General features: G+C 36.7%; 14 protein-coding genes. 10 read left to right on the forward strand and 4 right to left on the reverse strand.

What is annotated here, in order from left to right; translation table 11 throughout:
* The first annotated feature begins 133 nt into the window (after positions 1-133).
* The 4 genes from rpsO to DKK79_RS03290 all read left to right on the forward strand — a co-directional run bounded on the left by rpsO (position 134) and on the right by DKK79_RS03290 (position 5,828).
* Positions 134-403, forward strand: a complete 270-nt coding sequence (gene rpsO / locus DKK79_RS03275) for a 30S ribosomal protein S15 (RefSeq protein ID WP_110422826.1) — start codon at positions 134-136, stop codon at positions 401-403.
* Between the two features lie 318 nt (positions 404-721).
* Complete coding sequence (gene pnp / locus DKK79_RS03280; RefSeq protein WP_110422827.1) at positions 722-2,836, forward strand: polyribonucleotide nucleotidyltransferase; 2,115 nt, start codon at positions 722-724, stop codon at positions 2,834-2,836.
* Positions 2,837-2,860: 24 nt separating this feature from the next.
* On the forward strand, positions 2,861-3,715 hold the full coding sequence (gene nlpI / locus DKK79_RS03285) for a lipoprotein NlpI (RefSeq protein WP_110422828.1): 855 nt from the start codon (positions 2,861-2,863) through the stop codon (positions 3,713-3,715).
* A gap of 346 nt (positions 3,716-4,061) precedes the next feature.
* Positions 4,062-5,828 carry a DEAD/DEAH family ATP-dependent RNA helicase gene (locus tag DKK79_RS03290; protein ID WP_110422829.1) on the forward strand — a complete coding sequence of 589 codons (1,767 nt, stop codon included), beginning with the start codon at positions 4,062-4,064 and terminating at the stop codon, positions 5,826-5,828.
* Positions 5,829-5,878: 50 nt separating this feature from the next.
* Here DKK79_RS03290 and DKK79_RS03295 read toward each other — a convergent pair whose 3' ends face one another.
* Positions 5,879-7,357, reverse strand: a complete 1,479-nt coding sequence (locus DKK79_RS03295; protein ID WP_110422830.1) for an MFS transporter — start codon at positions 7,355-7,357, stop codon at positions 5,879-5,881.
* Positions 7,358-7,421: 64 nt separating this feature from the next.
* Between DKK79_RS03295 and DKK79_RS03300 the strand changes: the two genes are divergently transcribed.
* From DKK79_RS03300 to recB, 3 genes are read left to right on the forward strand one after another with little or no spacing between them, the layout of a single operon-like run.
* Complete coding sequence (locus DKK79_RS03300; protein WP_034884084.1) at positions 7,422-7,718, forward strand: YfcZ/YiiS family protein; 297 nt, start codon at positions 7,422-7,424, stop codon at positions 7,716-7,718.
* A gap of 25 nt (positions 7,719-7,743) precedes the next feature.
* The gene (gene sixA, locus DKK79_RS03305) at positions 7,744-8,187 is read left to right on the forward strand and encodes a phosphohistidine phosphatase SixA (RefSeq protein WP_220018993.1); all 444 of its coding nucleotides are present in this window, start codon (positions 7,744-7,746) and stop codon (positions 8,185-8,187) included.
* On the forward strand, positions 8,166-11,645 hold the full coding sequence (gene recB / locus DKK79_RS03310; protein WP_110422831.1) for an exodeoxyribonuclease V subunit beta: 3,480 nt from the start codon (positions 8,166-8,168) through the stop codon (positions 11,643-11,645). Before sixA ends, recB begins: the two co-directional genes overlap by 22 nt.
* A gap of 49 nt (positions 11,646-11,694) precedes the next feature.
* On the opposite strand, the gene DKK79_RS03315 is transcribed toward recB, so the two are convergent.
* Positions 11,695-14,781: a beta-galactosidase gene (locus DKK79_RS03315; protein ID WP_110422832.1), complete on the reverse strand. Its 3,087-nt coding sequence runs from the start codon at positions 14,779-14,781 to the stop codon at positions 11,695-11,697.
* Positions 14,782-15,175: 394 nt separating this feature from the next.
* Here DKK79_RS03315 and DKK79_RS03320 point away from each other — a divergent pair, with 394 nt between their 5' ends.
* A complete protein-coding gene (locus tag DKK79_RS03320; RefSeq protein ID WP_110422833.1) occupies positions 15,176-16,954 on the forward strand; it encodes a carbohydrate porin in 1,779 nt (592 codons plus the stop codon).
* A gap of 94 nt (positions 16,955-17,048) precedes the next feature.
* Here DKK79_RS03320 and DKK79_RS03325 read toward each other — a convergent pair whose 3' ends face one another.
* Together DKK79_RS03325 and DKK79_RS03330 are read right to left on the reverse strand one after the other, a co-directional pair.
* Positions 17,049-18,053 carry a substrate-binding domain-containing protein gene (locus DKK79_RS03325; RefSeq protein WP_110422834.1) on the reverse strand — a complete coding sequence of 335 codons (1,005 nt, stop codon included), beginning with the start codon at positions 18,051-18,053 and terminating at the stop codon, positions 17,049-17,051.
* A gap of 344 nt (positions 18,054-18,397) precedes the next feature.
* Positions 18,398-20,515 (reverse strand): alpha-galactosidase, encoded by a 2,118-nt coding sequence (locus tag DKK79_RS03330; protein WP_110422835.1) that lies wholly within the window; start codon positions 20,513-20,515, stop codon positions 18,398-18,400.
* A 226-nt stretch (positions 20,516-20,741) separates the two neighbouring features.
* On the opposite strand from DKK79_RS03330, the gene DKK79_RS03335 reads away from it, so the two are divergent.
* Positions 20,742-21,356 carry a TIGR04211 family SH3 domain-containing protein gene (locus tag DKK79_RS03335; protein ID WP_034884076.1) on the forward strand — a complete coding sequence of 205 codons (615 nt, stop codon included), beginning with the start codon at positions 20,742-20,744 and terminating at the stop codon, positions 21,354-21,356.
* The gene (locus DKK79_RS03340; RefSeq protein ID WP_110422836.1) at positions 21,357-22,454 is read left to right on the forward strand and encodes a multifunctional CCA tRNA nucleotidyl transferase/2'3'-cyclic phosphodiesterase/2'nucleotidase/phosphatase; all 1,098 of its coding nucleotides are present in this window, start codon (positions 21,357-21,359) and stop codon (positions 22,452-22,454) included.
* Positions 22,455-22,473 lie beyond the last annotated feature (19 nt).

The raw sequence follows: 22,473 nt of genomic DNA on the forward strand, positions 1-22,473 counted from the left end.
CTAAATGAAATTGCTATTTTAATAAATATCAGTATAATTGCGCACTATTCGTATATTTAGTATATGAATACCGAGGGATGTCTGAATTAGAGATCGGTCATTCCATTTTTTTATTTATTCTAAGAGGTTTATTATGTCTCTAACTGTAGAAGCAAAAGCGAAAATCGTTGCTGAATATGGCCGTGGTGCTAACGACACTGGTTCAACTGAAGTTCAAGTTGCTCTTTTAACTGCACGTATTAATGATTTACAAGGTCATTTTTCTGAGCATAAAAAAGATCACCACAGTCGTCGTGGTTTATTACGTATGGTATCTAGCCGTCGTAAATTATTAGATTATTTACGCCGTACAGACTTTGATCGTTATAACCAATTGATTCAAAGACTAGGTTTACGTCGCTAATTATTTATCTACTTGAAAAGAGGCTTAGGCCTCTTTTTCGTTGTATAAATTCAGGGCTTTGATATAATGCTGAGCTCAAAAAGCATAATTAAATGCTCTGTAAAAAAGAAATTAATTGAATAGAAGATTATATCTCATGTTTCGCGCGACTAATGAGAGTTCTATAATTTATAGATTTGTCATTAGTCGTGACAGTGAAATAATCTTTTGTTTAGTATCCCCCACATGGTTGAAGTGTGTATCAATATGTTCCAGCGTTATGCTGCATCCTGTCGAAATATCAAACTTCAACATGATTTATAACAAGAGGACTTTATTTTGTTTAATCCGATATATCAAAAATTTCAATATGGTCGCCATACAGTTACTTTAGAAACCGGTATTATGGCGCGCCAAGCAACGGCTGCGGTGATGGTTAATATGGACGATACCGCAGTTTTTGTTACAGTAGTTGCCGATAAAAAAGTGAAAGAAGGGCAAGACTTCTTCCCGTTAACAGTTAATTATCAAGAACGTACTTATGCGGCTGGTCGTATCCCAGGTGGCTTTTTTAAACGTGAAGGTCGTCCTAGCGAAGGCGAAACATTAATTGCTCGTTTAATTGACCGCCCACTTCGTCCATTATTCCCAGAAGGTTTTGTTAATGAGATTCAAATCATTGCAACAGTAGTGTCAGTTAACCCTGATGTTAGCCCTGATTTGGTCGCGATGATTGGTGCTTCAGCAGCACTTTGTTTATCTGGCGTGCCTTTCCATGGGCCAATTGGTGCTGCACGAGTTGCTTTTATTAACAATGAATTTGTGTTAAATCCATCAGTTAAAGAGTTAGCATCAAGCCGTTTAGATTTAGTTGTTGCCGGTACAAAAAGTGCGGTATTAATGGTTGAATCAGAAGCTGATTTGTTAACTGAAGACCAAATGTTAGCCGCCGTGGTTTTTGGTCACGATCAACAACAAGTTGTAATTGATAATATCAATGAGTTTGTGGCTAAAGCGAACTGTGAAAAATGGGATTGGGTTGCACCAGCTAAAAATGAAGAGCTATTTAATGCGGTTTCTGCATTAGCTAAAGATCGTTTAGGTGAAGCCTATCGTATTACTGAAAAACAAGCTCGTTATGCGCAAATCGATTTAATTAAAGAAGAAGTCTTAGCAGCACTTAAAGAAAAAGATGAAGAACTTGACGAAAATGAAGTTATCAACATGATTGTTGATTTAGAAAGCCAAATCGTTCGTCAACGTGTTATCGCTGGTGAGCCACGTATCGATGGTCGCGAGAAAGATATGATTCGTGCACTGGATATTCGTACTAATGTTTTACCAAGAACCCATGGTAGTGCTTTATTTACGCGCGGTGAAACACAAGCATTAGTTACCGCAACTTTAGGTACTGAACGTGATGCGCAGATCATTGATGAGTTAACTGGTGAATATACCGAACGTTTTCTTTTACATTATAACTTCCCTCCATACTCAGTGGGTGAAACAGGTATGGTTGGTTCACCCAAACGTCGTGAAATTGGTCATGGTCGTTTAGCTAAACGTGGTGTTGCTGCGGTAATGCCAAGCAAAGAAGAGTTTCCATACACAGTGCGTGTAGTTTCCGAAATAACCGAATCTAATGGTTCTTCTTCAATGGCTTCAGTTTGTGGTGCGTCATTAGCATTAATGGATGCTGGTGTTCCAATTAAATCTTCGGTTGCGGGGATAGCCATGGGGCTAGTTAAAGAAGGCGATAACTTTGTGGTATTGTCTGATATTTTAGGTGACGAAGACCATCTCGGTGATATGGACTTTAAAGTAGCCGGTACCCGTGAAGGTGTAAGTGCATTGCAAATGGATATCAAGATTGAAGGTATCACTAAAGAAATTATGCAAGTTGCCTTAAATCAAGCTAAAGGTGCTCGTTTACACATTTTAGGTGTGATGGAACAAGCAATCAATAAACCTCGTCAAGAGATTTCCGAATTTGCTCCACGGATCTATACAATGAATGTTAATCCAGATAAGATCCGCGATATTATCGGTAAAGGCGGTGCAACCATTCGTGCATTAACCGAAGAGACGGGTACTACCATTGAGATCACTGATGATGGTGTAGTTAAGATCGCAGCGACCGACGGTAATAAAGCAAAAGATGCAATTGCGCGGATTAACAATTTAGTGGCTGATGTTGAAATTGGAAAAATCTATTCAGGCAAAGTTACTCGTATTGTTGATTTTGGTGCATTTGTTTCAATTATCGGTGGTAAAGAGGGGCTAGTGCATGTTTCACAAATCGCTGATCATCGAGTAGAGAAAGTTGCAGACTACTTAAAAGTAGGACAAGAAGTGAACGTTAAAGTGCTTGAAATTGATCGCCAAGGTCGTATTCGTCTAAGTATGAAAGATGCTGCTGAGCAAACTGCTGATGTTGAGCCAGTAGCTGAATAAACTGTTATTCGCTAGGAGATACAAATGAGATTATTCAACCTGAACATGTTGAGCTGTATGCTTGCAGCCCTTATTTTGTCAGGTTGCTCTCATCTCCCTCAACCATTACCTGTCGTTCCTTTACAAGTTTCGTATGATGATGAATTAAAAATAGCACAGATTAGCCAGCAGTTATCAAGACGTGATCTTGATGTTGCATCTAAGATGCAGCTTATTTTCGAACGAGGAATGGTATACGATTCGTTAGGTTTTAAAGCATTTGCCCAGAGTGATTTCAACCATCTTTTAAGTTTTAATCCAGAAATTCCAGATATTTATAATTTTCTTGGTAATTATGCGTTAAGAGATGGCGATTTTGATAATGCGATAATGGCGTTTAATACTACATTAGAGCTAGATCCTAATTATGCATATGCCTATTTTAATCGTGCAATAACCTTGTATCGTACAGGACATTATCAAGCAGCACAACTTGATGCAGAAAAATTCTATCAATATGATGTTAATGAGCCGATTCGTATTTTATGGCTCTATTTAATCGAAAAAGAATTAGATACAAAACCTGCCTTAACTCAGCTAAAAAAACGTTATGATTTACTTAACGATAAATCGAGTTATGGCAGTGATATTATTGCATTTTATTTGGGTAAGATGAATGAATCCAAGTTAATGCAAAATCTTCAACAAGGTGTTGAAAATGATCGGCAATTAGCTGAGCGCCTTTGTGAAGTTTACTTTTATTTAGGTAAATATTACCAAAGTAAAGGTAATAATGAGCGTGCCAAAATGTTATTTAAATATGCTTTAGCTAATAATATTTATAACTTTGTTGAACATCAACAGGCACTCTACGAAATTAAGTTACTTGACGAAAAGTAACGAGGGTCATGCCAGTTTAAAAGTGAAAATATTGTTATAGCGTAGTTCTGATTTGCCCGTAATATATTCTCGATTCTTTACATACTTTTTATCAATTGTATTTTTTTAAATACTAATTGCATTAAAGTAATCTAATTGAGCAAGTATTGGCAGTTAGTTATTGGGGTGAGTTGTAAATTTTCAATTTAGTGAGCTGGCATAAATGTATATAGGCTGTTTTATTTTGGTACAGTAATAATTTGTGAAACCTGCAGTAATCCTCATGAATTATTTTGCTTAATAGCGATCAACTAAGGTGGCTAACCAAATATTGAGCATATATAGTCAAATTTACAAGCGAGTTTACATGACAAAAGAAATATCTTTTATTGACCTTGGTTTATCTGAGGAAATCCTTAACGCATTAAATGATCTTGGTTTTACTAAACCATCACCAATCCAAGCCGAATGTATTCCTTTACTCTTAGAAGGTAATGATGTACTGGGTATGGCGCAAACCGGTAGTGGTAAAACTGCCGCTTTTTCAATCCCTTTTTTAATGAATATTGATGCTAATCTAAAAGCACCACAATTATTAGTATTAGCGCCAACACGTGAACTAGCTATTCAAGTTGCTGATGCGTGTGCTGAGTATTCTAAATATGTGAAAGGGGTAAAAGTATTAGCGCTTTATGGTGGTCAACGTTATGATGTGCAATTGCGTGCATTAAAACAAGGTCCACAAATCGTGGTAGGAACGCCAGGTCGTTTATTAGATCATTTAAATCGTAAAACGTTAGATCTTTCTAATCTCAAAGGGTTAGTTTTAGATGAAGCCGATGAGATGCTACGAATGGGCTTTATTGATGATGTTGAAAGCATTATGGCGACAATTCCTGAAGAGCATCAAACTGCGCTATTTTCAGCGACGATGCCGGCGCCAATTCGTCGAATTACTAAACGTTTTATGCATAATCCAAAAGAAGTGCAAATCAAAGGGACTAAGCAAACTGCACCAGATATCGATCAGAGTTATTGGTTAGTGCGCGGCATGCGTAAGAATGAAGCGATTGTACGTTTCCTTGAAGCAGAAGATTTTGATGCGGCAATTATTTTTGTGCGCACCAAAACCGCTACCTTAGAAGTCGCTGAAGTGTTAGAAAAACATGGTTATAGTTGCGCAGCCTTAAATGGTGATATGACGCAACAGCTTCGTGAGCAAACACTTGATCGTTTACGTAATGGTCGCTTAGATATTTTGATTGCAACAGATGTGGCAGCGCGCGGTTTAGATGTTGAACGTATCAGTTTAGTGATTAATTATGATATTACGCTAGATTCAGAATCTTATGTTCACCGTATTGGGCGAACCGGTCGTGCAGGACGAGCTGGGCGCGCGATTTTATTTGTTGATAGCCGTGAACGTCGTTTGCTTAAAAATATTGAGCAAACTATCAAGAAACCAATTCCAGAAGTGGCATTACCTTCTAAAGAGTTGCTTGAAAAACGTCGTTTAGCTAAATTTACTCAGCAAGTTCAGCAACAACTTGAGAGTGCCGATTTAGAACAATATCAAACATTACTCGAACAAATTCAGGCTGAGAGTGGCACAGATCTTGAAACGATTGCCACAGCGTTGCTACGTTTAGCACAGCGTGATCGTCCGTTAATTCTTCCACCTGATCCAGTCTTTAAACCGGCAAAAGAATACCGTGATCGTGATGGTCGTAATGGTGAGCGTCGCTTACGCGGTGATAATCGTGAATCACCAAAACGTCGCGAACGTCGGGATGTTGGTGAGATGGATATGTATCGTATCGAAATTGGTAAAGAAAACGGCGTTGAAGTGCGGCATATTGTCGGTGCAATTGCCAATGAAGCTGATATTAGTAGTCGCTATATTGGTAACATCAAACTTTACGAGACTTATTCAACCGTAGAATTACCAAAAGGTATGCCTAAAGATATCCTTAAGCATTTTGAGCGTGTCAGAGTGCTTAATCAACCAATGAAAATGAGCTTAGTAGCAGGTAAATCATATGAAGCTAAGCGTGGACGTAAAAGTAGTCAGCCTGAATCTGATGATAAAGGTTTTGCGAAAAAACGTGGTCGTCCTAGCGCACCTAAGTTCTAATATTTTTTAGGTTTGATTCTTAAGAACCTCTGTCAAATGGCAGGGGTTTTTTATTGCTTATCTTTTAGATTGTTACCTGCATTTTTCGGCAAGGTGATAAAGTCGATCATCGCCAATAAAGTCATTCCAGCTACCATAAATAATGCCAGGCGAAAGTCTGCAACCATTAATTGCTTATGGCCATGATAACTGGACGCAATAAATAAGAATAAGGCACTTAATACAATACCTAACACATTATTTAGTTGTTGAAAAATGGTTGATAAAATATTAGCGCTCTGTATTTCAGTTTTATCTATTTCTGCAAAACTGAGGGTGGTAATAGTGGTAAATTGAATTGAACGCGCTCCACCGGCAAAAAATAACACTACTATAATCCAGATGATTGATGTGTCTGGCGTGAAGAGTGCACATAAGACGAAACTGAATGATAACAATAGACCATTGACAATTAGTATGTTGCGAAAGCCAAACTTGTGAATTAATGACGTATTAATCGTTTTGAGTAGAATATTGCCGGCAAATAGTGAAAGTAGTAGCGAACCTGCTGTTATAGGGGACCAACCAAAACCGACTTGAAACATAAGTGGTAAGATAAATGGTGCACTATTTAAACCAATTCGTATTAATGAACCGCCCAAGAAGGTCATTCTAAAAGTACGTTTAGAAAACGCATATAGACTTACTAATGGATGTTTAGTATGGGTGAGATGATAATAAGCAAAGGTTAATACGAGACTTCCAGCAAATGAAGCAGCCAAACCCAACCATAGGCTGTGATTAGAGTGTGAGACCATTTCTAGCCCATAAACGAACATTAATAGTCCTATACCGCAGGCGATAAATCCGATACTATCAAATGAACGCTTTTCTGGTAGCTCTTTGGGTAACAGTCGATGAGCAAAAAATAGGGCAATAAAACCTAACGGAATATTGAGAATAAATATCCAATGCCAACTGAGATATTGTGCGCAGAATCCACCAATAAGCGGTCCCATTAATGGCGCAATTAAGCCCGGCCATACTAGAATTGAAATTGTACTAACCAGATGCTGTTTTTCTGTTCGACTTAAAACCACCGTTCTGCCCACAGGTACCATCAATGAACCACCTAAACCTTGAATCAATCTTGCGATAGTAAACATGGTTAAGTTGGTCGATAAGGCACACAATATCGACGCTAACATAAATAATATGATTGAAATTGAGAAGACCCGATAAGCGGTGAAACGATTGGCGATCCAGCCACTTGCCGGTAAACCAATGGTAAGTGCTAACATATAAGCACTAATTCCGACAGATAAATCTTGAGGGTTTGTAAGAAAAGATTTAGCCATTGCCGGAATGGCGGTTGTGATTACCGTCGCGTCTAAGTTTTCCATAAAAAACGTTGCGGCAACTAAAATCGCCATTTTTCGAACGTGATTATATTGTTGCATAATATTGTCTAATTTATATGTAAATCTAAAATTAAAGTTTTTAATATACGATACGCCAAATATTTGCGTTGTGGTAGTGCTTTTTAACATTTTGCCCTTAGTGGTGATTGAGAGTATACTAAGAGCAATTCAATCGGTAAAACAGAGGTACAGGATGACAGATTCTTTAAATAAATGTAAAGCTAACGAAACCCCAGCTTGTTGTTGTGTGGATGTTGGCACTATTATTGACAATGAAGATTGTAGTGCAGAATATGAAAATGTTTTTGCAACTGAATCGGAAGCAAAAACCAAATTAACATCATTGACTCAAGCAGCAAAAGATGTTGAAACGGAACCTTGTGAAATCAATAGCAGCATCGATAAAGTTGAAAATGGTTTTAAATTAACGGCTAAATTCACTTTTTGTTGTGGTGCTGAATGCATGATTTTCCAATTAAAATTACGTTAATTTTTATTTCATGAAAGTTTGTATTATGAGACATGGTGAGGCAGGTTTTTCTGCTTCATCAGATGCTAGTCGTTCGTTGACTGATTTTGGCAGAAAACAAGCAAGTCAAGCTGGTTTATGGCTCAATCAGCAAGATTATAAATTTGATTTAGGGTTAGTAAGTCCTTATTTAAGGGCTCAGCAAACTTTCTCTGAATTGTCTGCATACTGCCCTGTGCCTAAAGTTGAAACTGATAATTTTTTAGTGCCTGGTGGCAGTCCTTCCCATATTGCCGATTTATTAATGACACTTCCCGCTCGTGGTATTGAAAATGTGATTATTGTTTCACATCTTCCTTTAGTGGGTTATTTAGTTAATGAGTTATGCCCAGAGGTTGCACCGCCAATGTTCCCTACAGCTGCTATTGCTTGTGTTGAGTTACCACCCAATGCGGCAGGAAAGCTAGAATGGTTTCATGTAGTGGAATAAAAAAACTTAATCTTTTTAATTTACCGTTAACAGGTCGAACGCTTATTGAAGCGTCAGCTGGGACCGGTAAAACCTATTCGCTCGCCTTTATTTATCTGCGGTTATTACTTGGCATTGGTGAAAATAATTATCCTAAACCTCTTGATGTTAATCAAATATTAGTTGTGACTTTCACCAAAGCCGCAACCCAAGAACTGCGATCGCGAATAAGACAAAATATTCAAGAGCTGCGTTTAGGACTGTTGCAAGGTCACCATGATGATCCAATTTATCAACAGTTAATCGACTTAGTTGAGGATAGCAATGATGCCATTCAAAGATTAACCCAAGCGCAACAATCAATGGATGATGCGGCAATTTATACAATTCATGGTTTTTGTCAGCGTATTTTAACGAGTCATGCTTTTGAATCTGGTGTGCTGTTTGAGCAAACGTTAATTACCGATGAGCAAGAGCTCAAGTTACAGGTTGTCCAAGATTTTTGGCGTCATTATTTTGTTCCGCTTGATAAAGCGCTAGTCTATTTGATTCTCGATTATTGGCAAGATCCAGAAACATTATTAGCTGATATCAAACCTTATTTAAATTTCGAATTTGATGAGAAACCAGAAGAGCGTGTTGACATCACTGAAAAAATCCGGCACTTCCATCAAAAACATATTGAGCAGATCGATCTGGTTAAAAAACGGTGGTTAGATGTTGCTAGCGATCTTCCAGACATCATTACACAATCTGGTATTAATAAACAATCTTATAGTAGTCGGTATTTACCAATTTGGTTGGCTAAAGTTACGGCTTGGGCTCAGTTGCCAACGCGATCGTTTAAATTACCTAGTGAGTTAACTAAATTTAGTCAATCAATTTTAATCGAAAAAACCAAGCAAGATAAAAAGCCGCCTGTTCATGCTGTGTTTCAGCAGATCGATGCGTTATGCAATAGCGCTATAGATTTGCGTAGCGAAATTTTAATGGATGTGGTTAGCATCATTCAAAAACAGATTTATGTGCAGAAGATTAAACGTGGCGAAATGAGTTTCGATGATTTGCTAAGCCAGTTAAATCGAGCTTTACGTGCCACGAATGGTAAAAGATTAGCGCAAAGTATAGCACAAAAATATTGCGTGGCATTGATCGATGAATTTCAAGATACCGACCCGGTGCAATATAAGATCTTCGATCGTATTTATCGCCATTATCCCAAAGAGACCGGATTACTGTTTATAGGTGACCCTAAGCAAGCGATTTATAGTTTCCGTGGTGCAGATATTTTTACTTATCTAAAGGCGAAGTTATCAACCGGTGAAAATAACTTTACTATGCAGGTTAACCATCGCTCCTCGGCGTCAATGGTCAATGCGGTTAATGCGTTATTTAATCACCATGAAAATCCTTTTATTTTTGAAAATATTCCTTTTTTACCTATGGAAAGCGCAGAGCGTAATCAGTACAAAGGGGTAGTGGTTAATCAACAAGAAGTTAATGCGTTAGCGGCCTATTTATTGCCTGATGAGATTAGCACAAAAACAGATTATCAACAGCATATCGCTAACTGTTGTGCTAAGCAGATTGTGACTTGGTTGACCGATCCGACAATTTTAATCCAAGATAAAGATGGTCAGCGACCAATTACAACTGCTGATATTGCGATTTTGGTCCGTACCGGGCATGAAGCTGAAATCATCCAACAAAAATTGGCCTCGGTTGGAGTTAAAAGCGTCTATTTATCTAATCGTAGTAGTGTATTTTTATCTAAAGAAGCACAAGAGGTGCTTTGTTTATTACAAGCTGTACTTATGCCTGAAAATGAATCAGCTTTGCGTTTAGCGTTAATGACGAGCCTACTAGGGCAAACGATGAGCGAGTTGGAGCAAATTACTGATGATCAAGATAAATGGGAAGGCTTGATAGAAGAGTTCAAACAGTATCAGATTATCTGGCAATATTACGGTGTGTTAGTTATGTTGCGACGGATGATGAAAAAACGCCAGTTGGCAGAAAATATCTTAGCAAGCCCAAATGGTGAGCGGACTTTAACCAATTTGATGCATTTAGGCGAACTACTGCAAGAAGCGGCAGATGAGCTAGATAGTCCACATGCTTTGGTTCGTTGGTTATCAAGACAGATTGTCAGTCCTGATTCTAATTTAGAAAATCATGAGCAACGCTTAGAAAGTGATGAAAATTTAGTAAAAATTATTACTATCCATAAATCGAAAGGTTTAGAGTTTCCTATTGTTTGGTTACCTTTTGCTGCACAATTTCGTAATGCTGATAGTCAGTTTTACCATGATAAAAATAATGATTATCAACCTACCTATGCATGGCTATTAACCGATGAAATCAAACAACAGATTGAAGATGAACGTTTAGCAGAAGATTTGCGTTTACTTTATGTCGCCATGACCCGTTCAATCTATCATTGCAGTGTTGGTCTAGCATCCTTAAAAAAAAGCCAATCCGCGATTAATTATCTATTAAAAGGCGAATTACGTTCGATCGCTAAATTTGCAGATTTGATTGAACTGCAATTACCGATTTTAGGTGATCAGTATAATGCGACAATAGCCGCCAATCTTTCACTTACCGCTAATGTGTTTAAACGTAAATTATCTAATAGTTGGCGAGTGACTAGTTATACCGAATTACAAAAACACCACAGTATAGCGGGTATTAATTCCGCTATGATTAGTGATTGGTATGAGAATAGTGCACCGTCTGAAGATTCTTTATCACTTGAGGCGCAATATGATATCCATCATTTTCCTAAAGGCGCTTATGTTGGTACATTGCTTCATTCGATCATGGAAAATTTAACGCCAAATAATGCCAATGAGTTATGTGCTAACACCATTGAAAAATTGAGTTTAGAGCAACCTTGGTTAACGGTGCTCAGTGATTGGCTTCAACAAGTTTTAACAACTAGACTAAATCCAAACGACCATCAACATGGTCCACTGTTAGCAGATATTTTAACTAGCCAATGTATTAATGAATTGCAGTTTTATTTTCCTATTCGCCATGCGGTGACCAGTTCGCAATTAGATGGTTTATGTAAGCAGTATGATGTGTTATCCAAGCAATGTCCACCATTAGACTTTGAAACGGTGCAAGGCATGCTAAAAGGATTTATCGATTTAGTATTTGAGTATCAGGGTAGATATTATATTGTTGATTATAAGTCAAATTGGTTAGGTGATGGGGTTGCGGCCTATACCGAGCAAGCTTTAAACCAAGTAATGTGTGAGCATCGTTATGAGTTGCAGTATCAACTTTATTGTTTAGCTCTGCACCGATTTTTGCGAAGCCGTTTAACTAACTATCAATACGAGACACATTTTGGTGGGGTTTATTATCTGTTTTTACGAGGACTTCCTAATCAAGGGATTTTTTATCATCTACCAAAACAAGAATTTATCGAGAAACTTGATAAACTATTTGATGGTGAGGAGTTAACTTAAGTAAAAAGGCACAATTATTTGTGCCTTTTTATTATAGATAATATTTAATTTAGCACTTGAATTTTAGTTGATAGCAATAATGTTTATCGGTCAGTAAATATTCACTATGAACATTTGGGGTCCAAGAATCATCACCGCCAATTCCCATATGATAAGCATCAATGCTGACATACGCTTCTGGCATTGGTTCTAATAAGTGTCGATGTGTTTTTTCCATCAACTGTTTAGTACCATATTGGTTGATGTTAAATTGAAATTGATGACCGGTAATGGTCATGTCATTAAGGATTAATTGTTTAACATCACAACGTAAGCCATTTTCACATGGGTAGATATAAGGCATATAAAGGTCTGCAAATGGCAATGACCACTGAGCAAACATGGCTGAAGTTTTTCGATCTGGATAGTTTTCATGTGGTCCTAAGCCAAGCCATTTAACCTGTTTAGGTATCTCTTTAAGTTGATATGTTAAACCAATACGCGCAGGAGCAGGCATGTCATTAGCAATATCCACTTCGACACAGAGAGTTAAGTTACCATCTTGATCAAACTGATGTAACCATTTACTTTGAATGACTTTACGGTTTTTTACCCAATAGCTATGTAAAGCTTCAATGATTATATAATCCTCGGTTTGTGATGCTTTAATCGCTAAACATTGATGGCTCAAATCAAAGTAACCTGCTGCTTTCCACTGTTCAACCCATGCGTATGGGTTGTTATTACTGTCAAAATCACCGCTAATACCGATATCATTATCGATAGGTGCTCGTATAAACTGATCAGTAATCGCACTAGCTAACAGAGGTTTTTTATCTTTACTCCATTGACTTAGTTGCCCAGTTTTTTTGTTGATTTGCCAACTTTGGTTTTGCCAATTGACAATAAATTCGCGGTTGTTTTCCGTTAATTTGAGTAATTTTCTGTTATTACTGAAAGCTAATTGTGGAATAAAACTGTTGGTTAATTTAAATTGTTCCCAAGCCACAACATGTTTGGCTGGTGACCATGGCGTAGCTCTATTTTGTATAACTTCGAGTGATAAATGTAACTCTTCACCATCAAGTTGATTAGCAATATCGTCCATTAATTTGAGTTCGATGGTGCTGTTAGGTGCAAGAGTGAGTTTGACTTTACCGCCTAGTTGTTTTTTGCCATCAAGTTGTAATTGCCATTCTAATGTTTCATTGAGGGCAGTGTGGAATAAATATTCACTTTTTACTTCAATAACCAATGGTTTTTGGCTAATAAGTTTGAATTGAAATGGTTGTTGTACTTTTTTGGCTTCAATTAAACTTGGATGCGGTTGGCGGTCAGGAAAGACTAATCCATCTAAACAAAATTGTCTGTCGTGAAACGCTTCGCCAAAATCACCACCATAGGCCCAATAACTTTCACCAGATTTCGTTTGGCAGCGAATGCCATGATCGGCCCATTCCCAAATAAATCCGCCTTGCAATCGAGGATATTGCCTAAAGGCTTGCCAATATTTATAGAATGCACCTAAACTATTTCCCATTGCGTGAGCATATTCACATAAAATAAGTGGTCGGTTTTCATCAGGCATGGATATCCATTTTTTTATCGCCCATTTAGGTACATTAGGGTGGAACTGGTCTTGTTCAACACGGGCATACATAGGACAAATAATATCAGTCGCTTTACTGTTCGCTCCACCACCTTCATATTGTACCGGTCGAGTTGGATCATTGCTTTTTATCCAAGCATAAAGTGCGTCGTGATTTGCGCCATGTCCTGATTCATTTCCTAATGACCAAATAATAATCGATGGATGGTTACGATCGCGTTGCACCATGCGGGTAACTCGTTCACTGTAAGCCGCTAACCAGCGAGGATCGTCTGACAAGCGCGACATTGGGAACATACCATGTGATTCAATATTTGCTTCATCAACTAAATATAGACCATATTCATCACACAGTTCATACCAACGCGGATCATTTGGATAATGGCTGCAACGCACGGCATTGAAGTTGTGTTGTTTGATAAGTTTAATATCATGCAGCATGGCTTGTTCGGTAACGGCATAGCCCATATCAGGATAGAATTCGTGACGGTTCGTTCCTTTAATGAGAAGGGGTTGACCATTTAAACAGAGCTGACCATGCTTGATTTCAATAGTGCGAAAACCGATGTTATAGGCTTCGGATTCAATCAACCCCGTTTTATTATGATTTAAACTGATAACAAGATGGTATAGATTTGGGGTTTCGGCACTCCATAATTGTGGTTTAGTGACAGGGATATGGCATGTCATTCGATCGTTGTATCCACCTTTTTCGTCAACAAAAGGTGTGCCGATTGGTTGTGTTTGTTCAAGAACAAGCTTATCTTTGTGCCATAATTCAATATCAACATTTAGTCTATCGATCTCATCTTGATGTTTTATGTCAACTTGTAATATTAATGTGGCATTTTGGTAACAAGTATCAAGCACCGTTTGAATATGAATATCACTTAAATGTGATTTTGGTTTATTTAGTAGCGAAACACCGCGGAAAATGCCGCTTAAGCGCCACATATCTTGATCTTCTAAATAACTACCATCACACCATTTTAAAACTAATACGGCAATTCGGTTTTCACCCTCTTTTAAAAAAGGTGTTAAATCAAATTCAGCAGCAATGCGACTGTCTTGTGAATAACCAACCCAGTTTCCATTACACCAAAGATGGAATGCAGAGCTAACGCCATCGAATATAATTCTGGTGTCTCCTTTATTTATCCAAGTTTTATCAATGTTAAAATAGCGTGAATAACAACCAGTTGGGTTATTTTCGGGTACAAAGGGTGGATTATAAGGGAATGGATAACGGATATTGGTATAAACTGGCGCATCATAACCATGAAATTGCCAATTTGATGGTACTGGAATAGTGATTTGAGAGGTCTCTTTTTTTAACCATGATGCTGGTACTTGTTGAGGATTTTGGTAATAACTAAAAAACCAGTCACCATTAAGTGAGACAATAGCGCTAGAATCAACGTTGTTTTTCGCGCTTTGCTTATCCCGCCAACTATGAAATTTAGGGTGGGTATCAAGCTTATTCAGACTTAATACAGATAGATTATTCCAATCTTGTCTGTTAATAATTTCATCGAAGGTCGGATTCATATGCTTCTCCATTTGTTCAAATAGTTATATCTCAATAGATTAATTCATAACTGAATTTTGTTGGTTATTTTTTAATTATAAAGAATCAACCATTAAAAACAGTGATCGAGTTAACATTTGTGTAATCGTTTACATTAAAATGGTTAAAATCTATTCAAGAATAGCAAATTTTAGTAGCAATTAAATTTTAATGTGACATGTGTCACATTACCGGGATTTAATTTTTAAATCATAAATTAAATTAGTTATATTAAAAAAGCTTATTTATTAAGCATTGGATTGCTACCGAAGTTTTATGGGCAAAACCTAAAGAATAGCTATAGCTATTTTTTAGGTTTTTTTTTGTCTCAAATTTAAGAGACTTCTTTAATTTCTATAAAAAGAGTAGAGAAAAATGAAATATTTAACTAAGGAAGTATTAAAAGTAAAACCTAAACGCATTGTTTTAATCACGTTACTCGGCTTGTGCTATATACCAACCTCATTTGCCGCAACGCAAGATGAGTTAGAAGCAAGAATATTAATGTTAGAACAAAAATTATTAGCACTTACTCAAGAATCTATAGATTTGAAAAAACAAGTGAATGAATCAAATAAACAACTTGCACAATTAAATAAAAACATTCAACAGCAACAAATTGTGATTAATAACCAACAGCAAGCATTGAAAAATCAGAGTATTGCTATCGCGCATACATCAACTCAACCTCCTGCATCAAAACCGATCCATACCTCAACCGGTATTCAGTCTAATTCTGTGATTCAACAGCAACCGGCAGTCGACAATCAGATCGTTATAGTTAACGATACTAAACCAAGTGATAATATTGATCCAACATTGCAAACAAATCCACTTAAGAATTCATTTACTCTTTCAGAATTTAAAGATTACATCAAAGACGAAATTGGTTTTGCATTCAATGGTTATTTCCGTGGTGGTTGGTCTACTTCAAAAAATGGTAAACCAAAAAATTATGCAGAAGGGGCCTTAGGTCGATTTGGTAATGAGTATGGTGGTTGGTATGATCTGGTATTCAAACAGAAGGTATATGATGAAGATGGTCATAGGGTGGATGCCATTGTTATGATTGATGGTAATGTGGCTACTAATAAGGCTGCTGGTTTGTTTAATACCCAAGATGATAATATTATGCAATTTTCGGATATTTATTTATCGACAAAAGGATTTATTCCTGCATTTCCTGATGCAAATTTATGGGTAGGTAAACATTCATTGCCATATAATGAAATTCAAATGTTGGATTGGAAAACGCAAAAAACGCCAGCAGGTGGTGGAATAGGTCTTGAAGGTTTAGATATTGGTGCAGGTAAACTTGATTTAGCCTTAGTCAGAGCCGATGTTAATGTCAAACAAACTAAAAAAGTCGAGGTCGTTGAGAACGGTCAAACTGAAACAAAAGAAGTAACTAAGCGTGAAGAAGTTGATCTAAATGAATTAGAGTTTCGCTATCGAGATATACCTTTATGGCAAGATGCAACCTTGGCGATTAATGGCCGTTACTCGGCACCAAATAAATCGAAAATCCAAGATAGTGTTAGTGTCAAAAATGCTTGGTTAGGGAGCTTTGTTCTAAGACAAAATAATTTTTTTGGCGGATTTAATCAATTAACCTTACAAACTGCAACCAATTCAGTTGCCTCACAGTTGGCTAACATTAATACAAATAATCCTGAATTTGCAGCTAATTCTGATAATGACTATATTGGAACTCATACTGGAGGTAAAGCCTATCGTCTGGTCTCGGAAGGTGAAGCTTATTTAGCCGATAAAGTGATAGTGGCCCATGCGCTTGCGCTTACCACCGGGACGGATGTTTACTCATATGATCTTAATTTAGCCCATACTGATTTTTCCAGTTTCAAATCAGCTATAAGACCTGCTTATATATGGGACATTTATAATCAAAGTGGCATAGAAGTTGGTTATTTTAGCCAAAAAAATAAAGTTAAGGGTAAAAGTTATCATGAGGAAGGTTTTAAAACTACGCTTTTCCATTCATTTAAAGTGGGGGAGAGTATTTTGACTTCAAGACCCGATATACGTTTCTACGTTTCATATATAGAGTCTTTGCAAAATGATATCAGTAAATTTGATTTTAATGGTAAGGGTAATCAAATTAGCTTCGGTGTACAAACCGAAGTTTGGTTTTAAATAATTTTATTTACGTAAAATAGTTAAATGTCGAAAACCGTTAATATTAAGTTTTTGACATTTTTCAATTATTATCTTCCAAATTTAATATTGATTATCCTATTTTGTTAATTGAGTATCGTTTCGTTAATGTTGGAGTAAAAATATTAATTAAGTTCGACGGCGGTTCTTCACCTTTTGCAAGTCGTAATGCAAGTTCCGCAGCTTGTTCCGCCATTGTATGTAGTGGGTAACGAATGGTGGTTAATTTAGGATGTAAATATCGGGCAATTAAAAGGTCATCAAATCCAATAACAGAAACATCTGTAGGAATTTTTATATCATTATCATATAAAACTGACATTGCACCTGCAGCCATTGAATCATTATAACAAGCAATTGCGGTGATTTCTCGGTTACGTTCAAGTAATGACATCATTGCTTGTTCTCCACCTTGTTCATTCGGTGAGGAAAAGGCAATATAATTACTATTAATTTCAAGGTCATATTCTATTAATGCATCTTTATAACCTTGTAGTCGATCGGATGAATCCGAGATTTCATGATTGGAACATAAATATCCAATCTTAGTATGTCCATGCTGAATTAAATGTTTAACGGCTAGGTATGAGCCATAACGATCATCAAGTGAAATACAACGTTTTTCAAAATCTTTTAGTGAACGATTGATTAGTACCATACCCGGTACTTGCTCCATAAGCTTCATTAATTTGTTATCCGGTAACATTTTTGCATGAACAACCAGTGATGAGCAGCGATGTTCTATTAGGTGAGTTATCGCGTTATATTCCTGTTGTTCATTATGGTAACCATTACCGATTAACAAAAAATGCCCAGTTTTAGATGCAACTTTTTCGACTGTACTGACCATGGCGCCAAAAAAAGGATCGGATACGTCAGCGACAACAATTCCAATCGTTTTAGAGTTTTGTTGTGATAAAGCACGAGCATTTGCATCAGGGTAGTAATTTAACTTTTCCATGGTTTTTTTTACTGTTTCACGAGTTTTATCACTCACATTTTCAGCGTTATTGATCACCCGTGATACTGTCGCAACGGAAACTTTAGCTAAATTTGCAACATCTTTTATCGTCGCCATAAAAAACCTTTAAAATTATTACTACCAATGAAACTTCTGTAAACTTTATATTTAATTTTTTTGATATAAAGTTATTTACAACTATTAATTATTAACTTTTAAGTCAAAAAAGGGTTTATAGTGAGAGCGAGAAGCGTAACTTAAAACATCTTTATTTATCTTAAATAATTTAAACAGATACCTAGTCTGCTTAGTTTATAACTTAGCAAACGATAATAATGCAAAATTAGGGCTTTGCCAACAAACCATTAGTGCTTGAATCGTTTCAGTTTTGATTTATTAATTAGGGGAATGATCAATAGCTTAAATTCCCCTCAATTTAACTAAAATTTAAACAGATACCGTTAGTTAGCAGTAATTTTTATCAGCATCGCTGTAGCTGGATCGAGCACCGGTAATGGTAAACCAATATTCATCAACCAATCTCCTGAAAGAGTGGTATCTGTTGTCATCCATTTTGGAAATGACTTCATAGCATGACCATTCACTTGCGGATCGATGTGATTAGGTAAATCGAGAATTTCGATGCTATACTCATTATCAGCTAATAATCCTGTTAAGCGTAAATTACCACTTAATGCATAAGTGGGTAATGCTATTTGTGCTATAACGAATACCGCTTCTTTTTTATCTTGACTTACTACACCATAGCTTTGCATAGCAGCGCTATCATCAACATCTAAACGAACACTATTACCACTATGTAGTAATGGGCGTAGTTGTTTATGTAAACGAATATAGTGCGTAAAGCCTTTTTGTTCTTCTACAGATTCTTTTACTGGATCGAGCTCGACTCCCATATGTCCGAATAGTGCGGTTAATCCCCGTAAGTTCATATCTAATTCACGGTAGGTGGTGTGACAGGTTTTGCCACCGATATGCGCCCCCATTACCTCAGGAGGGAAGAAGTAGCTCATGCCGCGTTGTATGATTTGTCTATCTAATGCATCATTCGAATCTGATGCCCAAAAACGTTGAGTACGTTTTAAAACCTCAAAATCAATACGGCCACCACCAGAAGAACATGACTCTATTTCAACGTCAGGGTATTTTTGTTGCAAAATATCCATCAAGCGGTATACCGCGTTAGTTTGTCCAACTACCGCTGGGTGACCTTCATGGCCTGCTTGAACGATCTCTCTATTCATATCCCATTTGATATAGTCAATATCATAACTGCCAAGCAACCATGTTAATCTTTCGAGAAGATAGTCAAAGACTGCTGGATTTTGTAAATCAAGTAGGTATTGATGGCGACCTTCGGGTTGATTATAGCCAGGTAATTCAAGTAACCAGTCCGGATGAGCCCGATAAAGATCCGAATTTTTGCTGATCATTTCTGGTTCAACCCAAATACCAAATTCCATGCCTTGTTTTTTAACGTGTTCAATAACCGGTTCAAGACCTTTTGGATATTTGCGTTTATCTAAATACCAGTCTCCTAAAGCTTGATAATCATCATCACGTTTACCAAACCAACCATCATCAATAATAAAACGTTCAACACCCATTTGTGCTGCTTTCGTTGCCATTTTCATGATGTAATCAGGGTTGTGATCGAAAAAAATACCTTCCCAAGTATTTAGATGAACTGGACGAGGTTTATCACTTGCAAAATGAATAATATTTTGGCGTAAAAATTGATGAAAATGCTGACTCATTTTATTTAAACCTTCATCACTATAAGTTGCATATAACCAAGGTGTACTTAATGTTTCACCTTTAGCTAATGATACTTCACCGGCAAGATAAAGGGCTTCGGCTTGAATAAAACGTTTCCCATTACTTTTTATTGCAACTTGGATACGGTGATTACCACTCCAACCTAAGTGAACGCCCCATACTTCACCAGTTTGTTCTTTAAACCCCTCGGTACCAACTATCATACCCGGGAAGTATTCGTGTGAAGTACGACCGCGGCGATTTTCTTGTAGGTATCCACAATGTTGTATTTTTGTTCTGTGAGGGAAGAACTCTTTAATCCAACGACCACTGAATGCCATTAATTCTAAGGCCCTTTCTGGAATGGGTAATGTAACGGATAAACGGTTAACTTGGTATGGTTCACCACCTAAATTTGTTAGGCTATTTTGGCATTGTAATACTCCCGTTTCATCTAAAATAAGCTTACTGGTCAAACGTAGTTGCGCGATGCTATCTTCACTGATTATGGTTATGTCATTTTTTTTCTTGGTTACTTTTTGGGTAATAAATACTGGTGACCAATCTTTACCATTTCGATGGCCTTCAAGCCCTGGAGTACTAAAATTTCCTACTCCTTCTTCTGGGCACAGGGTAAAAGGTACATTAATATCTATACGTGAATTCGGTACAGCCGGTATGAGCATATCGATAGAATTAGTATCTAATTTGTGTAATCGTTTACCAAAATAACAGAGTTCAGCATAGGGTTGAGTGCGTAAGATAATATCTATATCACGGTTTGTAAGATGGCAGTTCATATTTTCTCCAAATATTAATCATTTGCAGTAGTAGAATAATCAGAATTTATATTAATTTATATCATTAATCTTTAATTTTGTGATTAAGATCTCAATAAATGTAAACGATTCCATTGGGTGTTTTTTGAATAACAGAATTAATTAAATTTTATTGCAAATGGTTGTGCGAAAAGCTAATTTTTTGTGTTATTATGTTTTTATTATGGATGAAAAAATATAAAATATCATGAAAAAACAGATCATTATTACTTTACTTTCTTTTATTACATTAGTTTTTTATGTCAATGCTGCAGATAAATATGTGACAGAAGAGGATGATATTTATCTACGTCGTGGTCCAGGAGTTCAATATGCTTATTCAACTTCAGTTAAAGCTGGTGATAAGGTCACCGAACTGGAAAAAAGTGCTGACGGTAAATTTACTCTAATAAAACTTCCTAATGGACGCTCAGCTTGGATTGAATCAACAAAATTGAAAGATCAGCTTAGCCTTAGAGCATTGTTACCTACATTAGAAGCAAGACTTGAAGAATACAAAGATAAAGTTGAAAACGCTGAAAAATATAAAGATCAAGCCGTCAAAGAATATGTAGAAAAATTACAAAATGCAGAACAAACAATTGAAAACTTGCAAAATAAGAATAATGAATTAGAACAACTTAATACTAATCAAGGGATTAAACTTGAATCAATGTTAAATCAAATGGATGATAAACGTCGAGATCTTATTATAACTTGGTTTACTTATGGTGGATTAGTTGCTGGCGGAGGTTTCCTTTTAGGTCTTATACTGCCTGCTATTATGCCTGGTCGTCGTAAAAAAGATCGTTGGATGAATTAAATGAGTAAAATCTATCTTGTTGGTGGTTCTGTTCGAGATAGATTATTACATCTACCCATTATTGATCGTGATTGGGTGGTGGTTGGAGCAACACCTGATGAGCTTTTAGCTTTAGGTTTTCAACAGGTTGGTAAAGACTTTCCTGTTTTTTTACATCCCACAACTAAAGAAGAGTATGCATTAGCTCGAACCGAGCGAAAATCCGGTAAAGGCTATAAAGGTTTTATTTGTGACTTTAGTCAAGATATTACCTTAGAGCAAGATCTTATCCGCCGAGACCTCACTATTAATGCTATTGCCATGGATGAAGATGGTAATATTTTTGATCCATATCATGGCATTGAAGACCTCAAATTGAAATTATTACGCCATGTTTCTCCTGCTTTTAGAGAAGATCCCTTACGAGTTTTACGTGTTGCTCGTTTTGCTGCTAGATATCAACATTTAGGTTTTACTATTGCTCCTGAAACTCAGAAATTGATGAAAGAGATGGTTTTAGCTGGTGAAATAAATACACTTACAGCCGAACGCGTATGGAAAGAGACCGAAAAAGCATTAGCAAGCGCAGATCCGCAAGTTTATTTTCAAGTGCTAGAACAATGTGGCGCTTTATCGCTATTATTTCCAGCTCTTTCACTTTCTAACACTATTACAGATGCATTAAAGAAATCGACTTTATTAACTGATGATGTAACAATTCGTTTTGCGGTATTATGCGGTGAATTTCCATCAAAAGCAGAGCTAGAAAAACTGTGTGTACATATTAAAGCGCCAAATGAGTATTCAAAATTGGCGATTATGGTGCAACAATACCACCATGAAGTTGAAAAAGTGACACAATTAACAGCAGCACAACTTATTGCATTGTTAAATCGGATAGATGTTTGGCGTAACCCTTGTCATCTTAAGCAATTAACCATTGCTAGTCACTCCTATGCTAAAACCGAACCATTTTTTCAAGCACAATACCTTGAAAAGGCATATAAATTAGCACTTGGTGTTAATGTGCAAAATATTATTGCAGACGGTTATAGCGGAAAATTGATTCATGAAGAGTTACAAAAAAGGCGAATTGAAGCGTTATTAAACGGTAATTGATTGTATCTTAATCAATTGT

Origin of the sequence: Gilliamella apicola, assembly GCF_003202915.1 — a bacterium.
In the GTDB taxonomy this organism is placed as follows: Bacteria; Pseudomonadota; Gammaproteobacteria; order Enterobacterales; family Orbaceae; genus Gilliamella; species Gilliamella apicola_Q.

Excerpts from the sequence above, each read along its gene's own strand:
- rpsO (WP_110422826.1), top strand. The coding sequence starts at position 134 with ATGTCTCTAACTGTAGAAGCAAAAGCGAAAATCGTTGCTGAATATGGC.
- nlpI (WP_110422828.1), top strand. The coding sequence starts at position 2,861 with ATGAGATTATTCAACCTGAACATGTTGAGCTGTATGCTTGCAGCCCTT.
- DKK79_RS03290 (WP_110422829.1), top strand. The coding sequence starts at position 4,062 with ATGACAAAAGAAATATCTTTTATTGACCTTGGTTTATCTGAGGAAATC.
- DKK79_RS03295 (WP_110422830.1), bottom strand. The coding sequence starts at position 7,357 with ATGTTAAAAAGCACTACCACAACGCAAATATTTGGCGTATCGTATATT.
- DKK79_RS03300 (WP_034884084.1), top strand. The coding sequence starts at position 7,422 with ATGACAGATTCTTTAAATAAATGTAAAGCTAACGAAACCCCAGCTTGT.
- sixA (WP_220018993.1), top strand. The coding sequence starts at position 7,744 with ATGAGACATGGTGAGGCAGGTTTTTCTGCTTCATCAGATGCTAGTCGT.
- recB (WP_110422831.1), top strand. The coding sequence starts at position 8,166 with ATGGTTTCATGTAGTGGAATAAAAAAACTTAATCTTTTTAATTTACCG.
- DKK79_RS03315 (WP_110422832.1), bottom strand. The coding sequence starts at position 14,781 with ATGAATCCGACCTTCGATGAAATTATTAACAGACAAGATTGGAATAAT.
- DKK79_RS03320 (WP_110422833.1), top strand. The coding sequence starts at position 15,176 with ATGAAATATTTAACTAAGGAAGTATTAAAAGTAAAACCTAAACGCATT.
- DKK79_RS03325 (WP_110422834.1), bottom strand. The coding sequence starts at position 18,053 with ATGGCGACGATAAAAGATGTTGCAAATTTAGCTAAAGTTTCCGTTGCG.
- DKK79_RS03330 (WP_110422835.1), bottom strand. The coding sequence starts at position 20,515 with ATGAACTGCCATCTTACAAACCGTGATATAGATATTATCTTACGCACT.
- DKK79_RS03335 (WP_034884076.1), top strand. The coding sequence starts at position 20,742 with ATGAAAAAACAGATCATTATTACTTTACTTTCTTTTATTACATTAGTT.
- DKK79_RS03340 (WP_110422836.1), top strand. The coding sequence starts at position 21,357 with ATGAGTAAAATCTATCTTGTTGGTGGTTCTGTTCGAGATAGATTATTA.